12 protein-coding genes are annotated in these 14,392 nt (G+C 54.5%); 5 read left to right on the top strand and 7 right to left on the bottom strand.

Annotated elements, in window-relative coordinates; genetic code table 11:
* Positions 1 to 8: 8 nt before the first annotated feature.
* On the bottom strand, positions 9 to 1,289 hold the full coding sequence (hemL, locus tag RW65_RS14070; RefSeq protein ID WP_039057400.1) for a glutamate-1-semialdehyde 2,1-aminomutase: 1,281 nt from the start codon (positions 1,287 to 1,289) through the stop codon (positions 9 to 11).
* 168 nt (positions 1,290 to 1,457) lie between these two features.
* On the opposite strand from hemL, the gene clcA reads away from it, so the two are divergent.
* Both clcA and erpA read left to right on the top strand, forming a co-directional pair.
* A complete protein-coding gene (gene clcA / locus RW65_RS14065) occupies positions 1,458 to 2,864 on the top strand; it encodes a H(+)/Cl(-) exchange transporter ClcA (RefSeq protein ID WP_039057399.1) in 1,407 nt (468 codons plus the stop codon).
* Positions 2,865 to 2,945: 81 nt separating this feature from the next.
* Complete coding sequence (erpA, locus tag RW65_RS14060) at positions 2,946 to 3,290, top strand: iron-sulfur cluster insertion protein ErpA (RefSeq protein ID WP_039057398.1); 345 nt, start codon at positions 2,946 to 2,948, stop codon at positions 3,288 to 3,290.
* A gap of 44 nt (positions 3,291 to 3,334) precedes the next feature.
* Here the strand turns inward: erpA and RW65_RS14055 are convergent, their stop codons facing one another.
* The 3 genes from RW65_RS14055 to mtnN are packed head-to-tail and all read right to left on the bottom strand — an operon-like array spanning position 3,335 to position 5,467.
* Positions 3,335 to 3,961, bottom strand: a complete 627-nt coding sequence (locus tag RW65_RS14055; protein ID WP_039057397.1) for a TRIC cation channel family protein — start codon at positions 3,959 to 3,961, stop codon at positions 3,335 to 3,337.
* A gap of 14 nt (positions 3,962 to 3,975) precedes the next feature.
* Positions 3,976 to 4,776 (bottom strand): vitamin B12 ABC transporter substrate-binding protein BtuF, encoded by an 801-nt coding sequence (gene btuF / locus RW65_RS14050; protein WP_039057396.1) that lies wholly within the window; start codon positions 4,774 to 4,776, stop codon positions 3,976 to 3,978.
* Positions 4,769 to 5,467: a 5'-methylthioadenosine/S-adenosylhomocysteine nucleosidase gene (gene mtnN, locus RW65_RS14045; RefSeq protein WP_039057395.1), complete on the bottom strand. Its 699-nt coding sequence runs from the start codon at positions 5,465 to 5,467 to the stop codon at positions 4,769 to 4,771. Before mtnN ends, btuF begins: the two co-directional genes overlap by 8 nt.
* Positions 5,468 to 5,573: 106 nt before the next feature.
* Between mtnN and dgt the strand changes: the two genes are divergently transcribed.
* The 3 genes from dgt (at position 5,574) to cdaR (ending at position 9,972) form a co-directional block, all read left to right on the top strand.
* Positions 5,574 to 7,088, top strand: a complete 1,515-nt coding sequence (gene dgt / locus RW65_RS14040) for a dGTPase (protein WP_039057394.1) — start codon at positions 5,574 to 5,576, stop codon at positions 7,086 to 7,088.
* Between the two features lie 135 nt (positions 7,089 to 7,223).
* Positions 7,224 to 8,657: a serine endoprotease DegP gene (gene degP / locus RW65_RS14035; RefSeq protein ID WP_039057393.1), complete on the top strand. Its 1,434-nt coding sequence runs from the start codon at positions 7,224 to 7,226 to the stop codon at positions 8,655 to 8,657.
* A 157-nt stretch (positions 8,658 to 8,814) separates the two neighbouring features.
* Entirely contained in the window at positions 8,815 to 9,972 is a 1,158-nt protein-coding gene (cdaR, locus tag RW65_RS14030; RefSeq protein WP_039057392.1) for a DNA-binding transcriptional regulator CdaR, read from the top strand.
* Between the two features lie 53 nt (positions 9,973 to 10,025).
* Here the strand turns inward: cdaR and RW65_RS14025 are convergent, their stop codons facing one another.
* The 3 genes from RW65_RS14025 to glnD form a co-directional block, all read right to left on the bottom strand.
* Entirely contained in the window at positions 10,026 to 10,415 is a 390-nt protein-coding gene (locus tag RW65_RS14025) for a DUF3461 family protein (protein ID WP_039057391.1), read from the bottom strand.
* A gap of 121 nt (positions 10,416 to 10,536) precedes the next feature.
* Positions 10,537 to 11,361 (bottom strand): 2,3,4,5-tetrahydropyridine-2,6-dicarboxylate N-succinyltransferase, encoded by an 825-nt coding sequence (gene dapD / locus RW65_RS14020; protein WP_039057390.1) that lies wholly within the window; start codon positions 11,359 to 11,361, stop codon positions 10,537 to 10,539.
* A gap of 32 nt (positions 11,362 to 11,393) precedes the next feature.
* Positions 11,394 to 14,069 (bottom strand): bifunctional uridylyltransferase/uridylyl-removing protein GlnD, encoded by a 2,676-nt coding sequence (gene glnD, locus RW65_RS14015; protein ID WP_039057389.1) that lies wholly within the window; start codon positions 14,067 to 14,069, stop codon positions 11,394 to 11,396.
* Positions 14,070 to 14,392: the final 323 nt, after the last annotated feature.

The raw sequence follows: 14,392 nt of genomic DNA, 5'->3' as shown, positions 1-14,392 counted from the left end.
TACAGGCTTTAGAGTTGGGCAAACGCGCGGCGGGCGGCATCAATGGTGTTATTGATATCCTCCGGGCTGTGGGCCACAGACATAAAGCCCGCTTCAAACGCCGACGGCGCAAGATAGACACCCTCTTCCAGCATCAGGTGGAAGAAGCGCTTAAAGCGCTCGACATCGCACTTCACCACATCCTGATAGCTTGTCACGCTGTCGGCATCGGTAAAGAACAGACCAAACATCCCACCGACATGGTTCACCACTAACGGAATACCTGCTTCCTGCGCGGCATCCAGCAGGCCGTTCGCCAGTTGGGTGGTCAGCTCGGTAAGGGTAGTGTGAATGCCCGGCTGGGCGACTTCCGTTAAGCAGGCGTAACCCGCCGCCATCGCAATCGGGTTACCGGAGAGCGTACCCGCCTGGTAAACCGGGCCGGTAGGGGCCAGCGCGTCCATCACATCACGGCGTCCGCCAAACGCGCCGACCGGCATGCCGCCACCGATAATTTTACCCAGGCAGGTCAGATCCGGTTCGACACCGTAATAAGACTGCGCACCCGCCAGCGCGACGCGAAAACCGGTCATCACTTCATCAATAATCAACAGCGCGCCGAACTCATCGCACAGCGCGCGCAGGCCCGGCAGAAATTCCGGCAGCGGCGGCACGCAGTTCATATTCCCCGCTACTGGCTCAACGATAATGCAGGCGATATCACTCGGATACTGCTCAAAGGCTTCGCGCACGGAGCTAAGATCGTTATAGGTACAGGTCAGGGTATGTTTAGCGAAATCCGCCGGCACGCCCGGTGAATTGGGCTGGCCGAGAGTCAGCGCACCGGAACCGGCTTTCACCAGCAGACAATCTGCGTGGCCGTGGTAGCAACCTTCGAACTTGATGATCTTATCGCGACCGGTAAAGCCGCGCGCCAGACGAATGGCGCTCATTGTTGCTTCGGTACCGGAGTTGACCATGCGGACCATATCCATCGTCGGCACCAGCTCGGTAACCAACCGGGCCATTTTGACTTCCATCTCCGTTGGCGCACCAAAGCTCAGGCCGCGGCTGGCGGCTTCAATCACCGCGTTGCGAATAGCCGGATGGTTATGACCGAGCACCATCGGCCCCCAGGAGCCCACGTAATCGATATAGGCTTTGCCATCGGCATCATATAAATAAGCACCGTCAGCACGCTCGATAAACAGCGGCGTACCGCCAACGCCGGTAAAGGCGCGTACCGGTGAGTTAACACCGCCCGGGATCAGCTCACGCGCTGCGTTATAGAGGTTTTCAGACTTGCTCATGCTTTCATTCCTGGTTGGTGGAAAAATCTTTGCCGGTCATTCTATGTGATTAAAGGAAAGTTATAAAAGTCTTGCCCGGCGAAACGACACATTTTGCAGGGATTTTACTCGCGACGCGGCGGGCTTTGCTGGGTAAAATGCCTCTTTTGTATTACCTGTCGAATACCTATGCCAGTACAAACTCCCTCATTCGAACAACAGCAGGTTGAACAACGGCGACGCCGCAATATTCTTCGCCAGATGCTGCAACGCGACAAAACACCGCTGGCGATCTTACTGGTCGCAGCCGTAGCGGGCGCGCTCACGGGACTGGTCGGCGTGCTGTTTGAAAAAGCCGTTAATGCGGTGTTGAACGCGCGTATCGGCGCGCTGGCGCAGATGGCGGGAAGCTGGCTGGTCTGGCCGCTGGCCTTTGCCGGCTCGGCGCTGCTGGCAATGGTAGGCTACTTCCTCGTACGGCGCTTTGCTCCCGAAGCAGGCGGATCCGGGATCCCGGAAATTGAAGGCGCGCTGGAGGAACTGCGTCCCGTGCGCTGGTGGCGCGTCTTACCGGTTAAGTTTTTGGGCGGGATGGGGACGCTGGGCGCAGGAATGGTGCTGGGGCGGGAAGGGCCCACCGTGCAGATTGGCGGCAATATCGGGCGCATGATGAGCGATCTCTTTCGCCTGCGCAGCGGTGAAGCGCGGCATACGTTACTGGCTACCGGGGCGGCGGCAGGGCTTTCCGCCGCCTTTAACGCACCGCTGGCGGGCATTTTGTTCATCATTGAAGAGATGCGTTCGCAGTTTCACTACAACCTGATCTCGATTAAAGCAGTCTTTACCGGCGTAATTATGTCGAGCATTGTGTTTCGCCTCTTTAACGGTGAAGCGGCGGTAATCGACGTCGGTAAACTCAGCAATGCGCCGGTCAATACCCTGTGGCTTTATCTGCTGCTGGGGATGATTTTTGGTGTGATTGGGCCGCTGTTTAATACGCTGGTGCTGCGCACCCAGGATTTTTTTGCCCGTATTCACGGCGGGCACACCGGAAAATGGGTGCTGGTGGGCGGGCTTATCGGTGGCTGCTGCGGCGTGCTGGGTTTGATTGCGCCTGCGGTTTCCGGCGGCGGCTTTGCCCTTATCCCGATTGCGACGGCGGGAAATTATACCGTTGGCGCACTGCTGCTGATATTTCTTATTCGCGTCGCCACAACCTTACTCTGTTTTAGCTCCGGCGCGCCGGGCGGTATTTTCGCGCCGATGCTGGCGCTCGGTACTGTGCTCGGCATGGCGTTTGGCAGCGCCAGCATGGTAATTTTCCCACATTATCAGCTTGATGCCGGCACCTTCGCCATCGCTGGAATGGGCGCGTTACTGGCCGCTTCACTGCGCGCGCCGCTGACCGGTATTGTGCTAGTTCTGGAAATGACTGACAATTATCAGCTTATTTTGCCAATGATCATTACCTGTCTTGGTGCGACACTATTAGCGCAGTTTTTGGGCGGCAAACCGCTCTACTCCGCGATTCTGGCACGTACACTTGCCAGGCAGGATGCGGCTCGCGACAGCGCAGTCGCGCGGGAGAATACTTGAACGATTTGGTCGGGTATTGGATAATAGCTCAATAGGTCGGGTCAATATTTGCCCAGATCGCAGTATCAACGGGAGTAAGAGATGAGTGATGACGTAGCGTTGCCGCTGCAGTTTACCGACGCAGCAGCCAGCAAAGTAAAAAACCTGATTGCGGATGAAGATAACCCAAATCTGAAGCTGCGTGTCTACATCACCGGCGGTGGTTGCAGCGGCTTCCAGTATGGTTTCACCTTTGACGATCAAATCAACGAAGGCGATATGACCATTGAGAAGCAGGGCGTTGGCCTGGTGGTTGATCCCATGAGCCTGCAATACCTGGTTGGCGGTTCGGTCGACTACACCGAAGGTCTGGAAGGTTCCCGTTTTGTGGTCACTAACCCGAATGCGACCAGCACCTGCGGCTGCGGTTCTTCGTTCAGCATTTAATCGCCGTTGAGCCAGAGCTTATCTCTGGCTCAATTGCGCACCCTCTAGCGGTTCCCGGTTTCATCCAGCGCAAAGGTGGGCAGTTTCAGGTGCCAGCGAATGGCTGCCAGTCTGATAACGAGCGTCACCACCATCCCCAGCATACTGGCGTTTTCCAGCGGTACGGCAAAGAAGTGGTACGCCGTGGCGTGAACGATCCCGCCGGCAATACAGGCGGTGGCATAGATTTCCGTACGCAGGATCATCGGCACTTCGCGCGCCAGTACATCGCGAATAATCCCGCCGCCCACGCCGGTGACAACACCCATGCAAATCGCCACCAGCGGGCCGGTTTCGGCGAGAAACGCTTTGTTGACGCCAATGCCGACAAAAACCGCCAGACCGACGGCATCCAGCACCGGCAGGACCCATTTCGGCATCCGACGCGGCTGGCGCACCAGCAGGATCGTCAACATGCAGGTCACCATCGCCACCACTAAATCCGTGGGATCTTTAACCCAAAATACCGGGCCGTGATCCAGCGCCATATCACGAATAGTTCCGCCGCCGACGGCGGTCACCACGCCGAGTACCAGCACGCCAAACGGATCCATTCGCAATTTTCCCGCCAGCAGTACGCCTGATATAGCAAACACGGCGGTGCCGATAATATCCAGCCAGTAAACCAGCATGGTGAGTTCCCCGGTTATTTCACCTGCGCAAGGGCAGTGCAGAGTTGTTGAGCGGCGAGGATAATACGCGGGCTTGCGCGTTCAAACCAGTCATCGTGCAGAGAAATAATCGGTACTTTTAGCTGTTTTCCCCAGAATTGTTCAATTTCCGAAATTTCTTTCCCATCGCCCGCCACCACAATCGCCTGCGGCTGGCGTGCCAGCACCTGTTCGCGGCTCACCTGCGGCCAGGGCACGTGGCTTCCGGCAAAGATATTTTCCCCGCCGCACAGCTCCAGCACCTGGTTTTGAATCGAGCCTTTACCGCTGGTAAACAGCGGCTGCGCGCCAAATTGCAAGAACACGCGCTTTTTGGGCTGGCTGGCGTAGCGGGTTTTCAGCATCTGATACTGTTCAAGCAGCGTTTGCGCCGCCTGTTCCGCCTGCTGGGGCTGCGGGCTATAGGGTTTGAGCTGGCGTAACGTGTCGATGACCTGCTCAATGGTTATCGCATCCACCCAGATGACGGTAATACCAAACTGCTTAAGCTGATTAACCTGGCGCTCGGTGTTGCCGCCGCGCCACGCCAGCACCAGATCGGGCTTCAGCGCAATAATGCGTTCCAGGTTTATCCCTTGCCAACTGGCCACTTGCTCAATCTTTGCCGCCTGCGGTGGATAATCGGAATAACTGCTAACGGCGACGGGCGTGATACCCGCCGCAAACAGCAGTTCGGTATTGGCAGGCGAAAGGGAAATAACACGCGGCGCGGCAACCAGCCACGCCGGGATAACAATAAGCAGGGCGGTGAATACCCTGATAAACGACTTAGCCACGCGTCAATTTCTGTAGCAGCGTTTCAACCATCAGGCTGGACTGCTTCGCCGCCACTACCAGGAACTCGTCAAAGCTCAGATGGGATTGCTGATCCGCCACGTCGGAAATAGCACGCACCACCACGAATGGAACGCCAAAGTTATGGCAAACATGCGCGATGGCGGTCGCTTCCATCTCGACGGCGATAGCCTGCGGGAAGTTTTGACGGATTTTCGCCAGACCTTCGGCACCGTTAATAAAGGCATCGCCGCTGACAATCAGGCCGCGTACCGCATGCAGATTCAATTCATTAATACAGGCTTCGGTCGCAGCAATCAGCTTGTCGTCCGCTTTGAACCCCGCCGGGCAACCGGGCAACTGACCCAGCTCATAACCAAACGCCGTGACATCAGCATCGTGATAACGCGCTTCGTCGGAGACCACGATATCACCCACTTTCAGCGTCGATGCCAGCCCGCCTGCAGAGCCGGTATTGATAATCACATCCGGCTGGCAATGCATCAGCAGCAGCGTTGCGCCCATCGCGGCGGCCACTTTACCAATGCCGGATTTTAACAGCGCAACCTCTGTACCATTTAGCGTACCGGTGTAGATTTCGCTCCCGCCGATATTCAGGGTTTGACGGTTGTCGATTTTGTCACGCAGCAGCGTAACTTCTTCTTCCATTGCACCAATAATGCCAATTTTCATGGAGATACTCGCTAATGTGATAGAACAGAAATACGTTTTCAGGGCATAGTCTATCATGGCATACACAATTGCATGATATCCCGTGACGCTACGCACAGGAGAGGAAATGGCAGAGATCGACTTTCGCAACAAGATAAACTGGCACCGCCGCTACCGTTCGCCGCAGGGTGTTAAAACAGAGCGTGAAATTCTGCGCATCTTTGAAAGCGATCGTGGTCGCATTATCAACTCTCCCGCTATTCGGCGTTTGCAGCAAAAAACTCAGGTATTCCCGCTGGAACGTAACGCGGCGGTGCGCACACGGCTCACGCACTCGCTGGAAGTTCAGCAGGTGGGGCGCTATATCGCCAAAGAGATTTTAAGCCGCCTGAAAGAGCAGCGCCTGCTGGAAACCTACGGTCTGGATGAGCTGACGGGGCCGTTTGAGAGCATCGTGGAGATGGCCTGCCTGATGCACGATATAGGCAATCCGCCGTTCGGACATTTTGGCGAGGCGGCGATCAATGACTGGTTCCGCCAGCGGCTGGCACCGGACGACGCCGTAAGCCAACCTCTGACGGACGATCGTTGTGAAGTGGTCTCTTTGCGCCTGCGTGAAGGCGAAGAGACACTCAATGCGTTGCGCCGGAAAGTGCGCCATGATTTAAGCCATTTTGAAGGTAACGCGCAGGGCATTCGTCTGGTGCATACCTTAATGCGCATGAACCTTACCTGGGCGCAGGTGGGGTGTATCTTAAAATATACGCGTCCGGCGTGGTGGATTGGTGAGCCGCCCGCCACGCACAGTTATTTAATGAAAAAACCAGGGTTCTTTTTTTCTGAAGAGGCCTATGTCGAACGGTTACGTAAAGAGTTAGACCTCGATATTTACAGCCGCTTTCCCCTGACGTGGATAATGGAAGCCGCGGACGATATTTCATATTGCGTGGCTGACTTAGAAGATGCGGTTGAAAAGCGTATTTTCAGCGTCGAGCAGCTCTATCAGCATCTTTATGACGCCTGGGGCAACCATGAAAAGGGATCGCTATTTTCGCAAGTGGTCGAAAATGCCTGGGAGAAATCGCGCGCTAATTCCCTGAGCCGTAGCGCGGAAGATCAATTTTTCATGTATCTGCGCGTCAATACGCTCAATAAACTGGTGCCCTATGCGGCGCAGCGTTTTATTGACAACCTACCGAAGATTTTCAGCGGCGAATTCAATCACGCGTTATTAGAAGACGATAGCGGTTTTAGTCAGCTACTTGAATTATATAAAAATGTCGCCATAAAACAGGTGTTCAGCCACCCTGAGGTCGAACAGCTTGAATTACAGGGCTATCGCGTCATCAGTGGATTGCTGGATATTTATCGCCCGCTGTTACAGTTGTCAACGGCGGATTTCAGCGAGCTGGTGGAAAAAGATCGCCTGCGGCGTTTTCCGATTGAATCGCGGTTGTTTCAAAAGCTTTCAACGCGCCATCGGCTCGCCTATATCGAGGCGGTGAGTAAATTATCCCCCGCCGCAGTGGAGTACCCGGTGCTGGAGTATTATCACCGTTGTCGATTAATTCAGGACTATATCAGCGGTATGACGGATTTATATTCATGGGATGAATATCGTCGTTTGATGGCGGTGGAATAACCCGCGAGATTTGTAAAGAGCGACAATATTTTTTTACTTTTTCCAGACGCTTAATACCTGAACTTAAGGCTATAAATCGACTCTGAGTGTCACGTACACAGCAGTTTGTGTTAATCGGTAAAGAGAAAGAGAGACATGAAAAAAACCACATTTGCAATGAGTGCACTGGCTTTGAGTTTAAGTTTAGCGCTGTCTCCTCTGCCGGCTTTGGCGGCGGAAACGGCATCTTCAGCTACCCCATCGCAACAAATGCCGAGCCTCGCGCCGATGCTGGAAAAAGTGATGCCGTCGGTAGTCAGTATCAACGTTGAAGGTAGCACCACCGTCAACACGCCGCGTATGCCGCGCAACTTCCAGCAGTTCTTTGGCGACAATTCACCGTTCTGCCAGGACGGATCGCCGTTCCAGAGCTCGCCCTTCTGCCAGGGCGGCGGCGCGCCGGGTGGCCAGGGCGATAGCCAGCAGCAGAAATTTATGGCGCTGGGCTCCGGCGTTATCATTGATGCGACAAAAGGTTATGTCGTTACCAACAACCACGTAGTGGATAACGCCACCACCATTAAAGTACAGCTGAGCGACGGGCGTAAATTTGACGCCAAAGTCGTGGGTAAAGATCCGCGTTCCGATATTGCGCTGGTGCAGATTCAGGATCCGAAAAACCTGACGGCGATTAAACTGGCGGATTCCGACGCGCTGCGCGTGGGGGATTACACCGTGGCAATCGGTAACCCGTTTGGGCTGGGTGAAACCGTCACTTCCGGGATTGTCTCCGCGCTGGGCCGCAGCGGCCTGAACGCGGAAAACTATGAAAACTTTATTCAGACCGATGCGGCGATCAACCGGGGTAACTCCGGCGGCGCGCTGGTCAATCTGAACGGTGAGCTGATCGGTATCAACACCGCCATCCTTGCGCCGGATGGCGGCAACATCGGTATCGGTTTTGCTATTCCGAGCAACATGGTGAAAAACCTCACCGGACAGATGGTTGAGTACGGCCAGGTTCGCCGCGGTGAGCTGGGCATTATGGGGACCGAACTGAACTCTGAGCTGGCGAAAGCGATGAAGGTCGATGCGCAGCGCGGGGCGTTTGTCAGCCAGGTAATGCCAAATTCCGCCGCCGCGAAAGCCGGTGTCAAAGCGGGGGATGTTATCACCTCGTTGAACGGCAAACCGATTAGCAGCTTTGCCGCGCTGCGTGCGCAGGTAGGCTCAATGCCGATCGGCAGTAAGATTGAGCTCGGCCTGCTGCGCGACGGTAAACCGGTCAATATCACCCTTGAGCTGCAGCAGAGCAGCCAGAATCAGGTTGAGTCGAGCACCATCTTCAGCGGTATTGAAGGTGCCGAGATGAGCAATAAAGGCAAAGATGGCGGCGTGGTGGTTAACGCGGTAAAAGCGAATACCCCGGCAGCGCAGATTGGCCTGAAAAAAGGTGATGTGATTGTCGGCGCGAACCAGCAGCCGGTGAAAAATATCGCCGAGTTGCGCAAAATCCTCGACAGCAAACCTTCCGTGCTGGCGCTGAATATCCAACGTGGTGACACCTCTATCTATCTGCTGATGCAGTAACATGCATTAATCCTCTTCCCCGTTCGTGGGGAAGAGGAACTCTCTATTTTGTGAGTCCTTCCACAACTCCATACTTATCACCTTTCCTTTGTGCATCTGCACAGTGCACGCGAAAATATATTGCCATATGCTTTGGCTCTGCACAGGGGAGGGGTAAATGGCTGGCTGGCATCTTGATACCAAAATGGCACAGGATATCGTGGCGCGCACGATGCGCATCATTGATACGAACATTAACGTGATGGATGCACGGGGTCGCATTATCGGTAGCGGCGATCGCGAACGAATTGGGGAATTGCACGAAGGCGCGCTGCTGGTGCTCTCCCAGGGGCGCGTGGTTGATATTGATGATGCCGTTGCCCGCCATCTCCATGGCGTACGTCAGGGCATCAACCTGCCGCTGCGTCTCGAAGGGGAAATCGTAGGCGTCATTGGCCTGACGGGAGAACCGGAAACGCTGCGCAAATATGGTGAACTCGTCTGTATGACCGCCGAAATGATGCTGGAGCAATCGCGCCTGATGCATCTTCTGGCGCAGGACAGCCGTCTGCGTGAAGAGCTGGTGATGAACCTGATCCAGGCAGAGGAACATACCCCGGCGTTGACCGAGTGGGCGCAGCGTTTAGGTATCGATTTAAACCAGCCGCGCGTGGTAGCGGTGGTGGAAGTGGACAGCGGTCAGTTGGGCGTCGATAGCGCGATGGCGGAACTGCAGCAGCTGCAAAATGCTCTTACCACACCGGAGCGCAATAACCTGATTGCCATTGTTTCCCTGACAGAAATGGTGGTGCTCAAACCGGCTTTCAATCAGTTTGGCCGCTGGGATGCTGAAGATCACCGTAAGCGTGTGGAGCAGCTGATCGGCCGGATGAAAGAGAATGGTCAATTGCGTTTTCGTGTCGCGCTGGGTAACTACTTCTCCGGCCCCGGCAGCATCGCCCGTTCGTACCGTACGGCACGCACCACGATGATGGTGGGAAAACAGCGAATGCCGGAAAGCCGCAGCTATTTTTATCAGGATTTAATGTTGCCGGTGCTGCTTGATAGCCTGCGAGGCGGCTGGCAGGCCAACGAACTGGCGCGTCCGCTCACCCGGCTAAAAGCGATGGATAACAACGGTCTGTTGCGGCGCACGCTGGCGGCCTGGTTTCGTCATAATGTGCAGCCGCTGGCGACATCGAAGGCGCTGTTTATTCACCGCAATACCCTGGAATATCGCCTGAATCGCATCTCGGAACTGACGGGGCTGGATTTGGGGAATTTCGACGACAGATTACTGCTGTATGTGGCGCTGCAGCTGGATGAACAGCATTAACGAAAAATATGCCGGGTAGTTAACCCGGCATGAGGTTATCTACTACAGGGAATTTACTTCCCGCGGGTCAGCTTTTCCAGATCGGACTCGATTTCGTTGATCTTATTCGTGACCACGCTTTCCAGGTGACGCAGATCGTCAAGGATCTTACGTTTCAGATCCACTTCGGTGCGATCGCGCTGGCAAATCTGATCTAATTCATCAATCACATAGCGCAGGTTTGGACTGATTTCCTGCACCTCTTTGTAACCCTGACCGACGCCATCGGCGACGACAGTTTTACGCTGGCGTGGGTATTTGAATTTAACGCTTTTGGCAAAAAACTCGCCTCGATCCTTATGAAAATAGATTTTCAGAATATCGTTGTTTGCTTCCTGGCGGAGGCTATAACGATCGATTTCATCAGGATTGGTAATGCCTAAACTTTTCAGATTATCGTACATAGCGGTACCCTTAAGCTCAACATAACCTATGAATAATTAACGAAAAAATATTTTTTAGCCAGCTATGATTGTTAAAAAGGCGCGCTATATCACCCTCTCCCAAAGCGGGAGAGGGAACCCCTTAGTCGATGGTGCGCAGCAGTTCGTTAATGCCCACTTTGCCACGGGTTTTCGCATCCACTTTTTTCACAATCACCGCACAGTACAGGCTGTATTTACCGTCTTTCGACGGCAGGTTGCCGGAGACAACGACAGATCCCGCCGGTACGCGGCCATAATGCACTTCGCCTGTTTCACGATCGTAAATACGGGTGCTCTGGCCGATATAGACACCCATCGAAATAACAGAGCCTTCTTCAACGATAACACCTTCTACTACTTCAGAACGTGCGCCGATAAAGCAGTTATCTTCAATAATAGTCGGGTTTGCCTGCAGTGGTTCCAGAACGCCGCCAATACCGACGCCGCCGGAGAGGTGCACGTTTTTACCGATCTGCGCGCAAGAGCCGACGGTCGCCCAGGTATCAACCATGGTGCCTTCATCAACGTAGGCACCAATATTGACGTAAGAAGGCATCAATACGGTATTACGGGCAATAAACGCACCCTGACGCACCGCAGCAGGCGGCACCACGCGAAAGCCTTCTTTCTGAAAACGCGCTTCGTCGTAGTCGGCGAATTTCATCGGCACTTTATCGAAGTAGCGGCTTTCCGCACCGTCGATAACCTGGTTATCGTTAATGCGAAAGGAGAGCAAAACCGCTTTTTTTAGCCACTGGTGGGTTACCCACTGACCCTCGATTTTTTCTGCGACACGAAGCGCGCCGGCATCAAGCAGAGCAATAACCTGATTTACCGCTTCACGGGTAACGGTATCGACATTTGCTGGGGTTATTTCTGCACGACGCTCGAAAGCGGATTCAATAACGTTCTGTAACTGCTGCATTGTTTACTCTTTCCATCTATGTAAAAAAATAATCACCCTTTATCGTTTGGATTGAGGGCCTCTGTCAACCGTTGTTGCACCTCCTTTTGCAGCGCATTATTAAGGCCGCGCCGGTCGGCGGTCGCGATTATAAATAAATCTTCTACTCGCTCGCCGATAGTGGTAATTCTCGCCCCGTGCAGGGAAATTCCAAGGTCGGCAAACACCTGACCGACGCGCGCAAGCAGCCCTGGCTGGTCAAGGGCAATCAATTCCAAAAACGATTTTCGATCGGTATGGGTCGGCAGGAAATTGACTTCGGTCTCAACGGTAAAGTGGCGCAATTTTGCCGCCTGGCGACGCGGTTGCGGCGGCTGCCAGCTGTGCTGCGTGATGGCCTGTTTCAGCCCAAAGCAAATGGCCTCATGGCGATCGGCAGAAAGCGGGCTGCCGTCCGGCTCCAGCACGATAAAGGTATCCATTGCCATGCCATCGCGGGTGGTAAAAATTTGCGCGTCATGAACGCTCAGATTGCGCCGGTCAAGCTCGGCGCAAACCGCCGCAAACAGATACGGCCGATCCGGGCTCCAGATAAAAATCTCCGTGCCGCCGCGCGTCGCCTGTGGGCTGAGCAGAATCATCGGCTTACTCAGATCGTGTTGCAGCAGGTGACGCGCATGCCAGGCAAGCTGATTTGGGCTGTGGCGAACAAAGTAGTTCGCGCGACAGCGCGCCCAAATCTGATGCAGCTGCTCTTCATCAATATTATCCATGCGCAGCAATGCCAGCGCTTGAAGCTGATGATGGCGCACACGTTCGCGCATATCCGGCGTGTTTTGCATCCCGCGGCGCAGCTGTTTCTCGGTGGCGAAATAGAGTTCACGCAGCAGGCTCTGTTTCCAGCTGTTCCACAAGGTTTCATTGGTGGCGCAAATATCAGCCACCGTCAGGCAGACCAGGAAGCGCAGGCGGTTTTCCGTCTGCACCTCTTCGGCAAACTGTTTGATGACTTCCGGATCCTGAATATCACGGCGCTGGGCGGTCACCGACATTAACAGGTGATGACGCACCAGCCAGGCAACCAGCTGTGTTTCACGAGAGTTAAGGCCGTGTAATTCGGCGAATTTCAGCACATCCTGCGCGCCGAGGACCGAGTGATCGCCGCCGCGCCCTTTAGCGATATCATGGAACAGCGCCGCAATCAGGATCAGTTCCGGGTGGTTTAAACGTGGCCACAGCTCCACGCATAACGGATGCTTATTACGCGTCTCCTCTTTGGCAAAACTCTCAAGCTTTAACAGTACGCGAATGGTGTGTTCATCCACGGTATAGGCGTGAAAGAGATCGAATTGCATCTGTCCAACAATATGCGACCACTGCGGCATATAGGCCCACAGCACGCTGTGGCGATGCATTGGCAGCAGACCGCGGCTGACGGCACCGGGATGGCGCAGCATGCTGAGGAACAGGGCGCGCGCCTCGGCGTTATAGCATAAGGGCTGCGTCAAATGACGGCGGGCGTGGCGCAGGTGGCGCAGCGTCGTTGAATAGATACCGGTGATAGCGCTGTTACGCACCATCATATAAAACATGCGCAAAATCGCCTGCGGCTCGCGGATAAACAGCGTTTCGTCGCGCAGATCAATAAGCGAGCCGCGCAGCTGAAATTCATCATCAATCGGGCGCGGTTTTTCATCGGTGGTTAGTGCCAGGATCGCTTCATCAAACAGCTGGAGCAGCATTTGATTGAGCTCCGTAACGCGGCGGGTGACGCGAAAGAAATCCTTCATCATATGTTCGACAGGCTCATTGCCTTCGCCGACATAGTTCAAACGCTGCGCCACGCTCAACTGACGGTCGAACAGCAGGCGATTATCGTAGCGGTTCACTTCCAGATGCAGCGCAAAGCGAATACGCCACAGCAGATGCAGACACTCATTGAGTTCGTTGCGCTCGGCGACGGTAAGAAAGCCAAAGCCGACCATTTCATCCAGCGATGTCGCACCAAAGTGACGCCGGGCGACCCACTGCAGCGTGTGGATATCGCGCAGCCCGCCGGGGCTGCTTTTAATGTCCGGCTCCAGATTGTAGCTGGTTCCGTGGTAACGCTGATGGCGCTCGTGTTGTTCAGTCACTTTCGCCGGGAAAAAGGTTTCCGACGGCCAGAAGCTGTCGCTGAAGATATGTTTTTGCAGCTCAAGAAACAGCGCAACGTCGCCCACCAGCAGGCGAGACTCAATCAGGTTGGTCGCAACGGTGAGATCCGACAGCCCTTCCTGTAAACACTCATCCAGCGTGCGTACGCTGTGTCCCACTTCCAGCTTCACGTCCCAAAGCAGGGTGAGCAACTCGCCAATCTTCTGCGCCTGCTCGTCCGACAGTTTACGCCGGCTGAGGATCAGCAAATCAATATCCGACAGCGGATGCAGTTCGCCGCGACCATATCCGCCAACCGCCACCAGCGCAGTATCGGGAACGTCGCCAAAGCCGTACTCGAGCCATAAGCGTTGCAGAAGCTGATCGATAAATTCCGTACGCGCCTCAATCAGCTGTTCAGCCGAGATACCCGCATCGAAAACCTGCCCCAGCCACTGCTGGAAAGCATCAATATGGGCTTTAATTGTTGCGCACTGAAGCTGGTCTGCTGACCAAACGCCGGGATATTCAGGCTGGCCGGGAAGGGTGGGTTGTACCGCGCTGACAAATTGTTCGGAAGTGAGATTGCTCATTATTGGCCACCCGTCTGGAGTGCATATGCATAGCAAAACAACTTAAAAGAGATAATGAGAAATGAAAAGTCGTTTATATGTATGACCCAGCTTGGGAAGGAGGTGTGTAAACACGACTTGTGCAGCGGATATTGTCCATCTGGCTGGCTGTTTTTTAACAGACCTGGCCAGAGATATGTGGTCTTTGTAGACTCACCGGCTGCCTGCGGCGAATAGATTGCTTACGTGTGCCCAAGTAATCATCTGTGAACTTATTATGCAACACCACCCCTGCGTATTTAACCAGCATGCTTTCCATGTATGAAAGGTTACTGCAGGAAAAG

Source organism: Enterobacter sp. Bisph1 (assembly GCF_000814905.1).
In the GTDB taxonomy this organism is placed as follows: domain Bacteria; phylum Pseudomonadota; class Gammaproteobacteria; order Enterobacterales; family Enterobacteriaceae; genus Kosakonia.
Note: the sequence above shows the minus strand (reverse complement) of the source record. Positions and strands in the feature narration are given on the sequence as shown.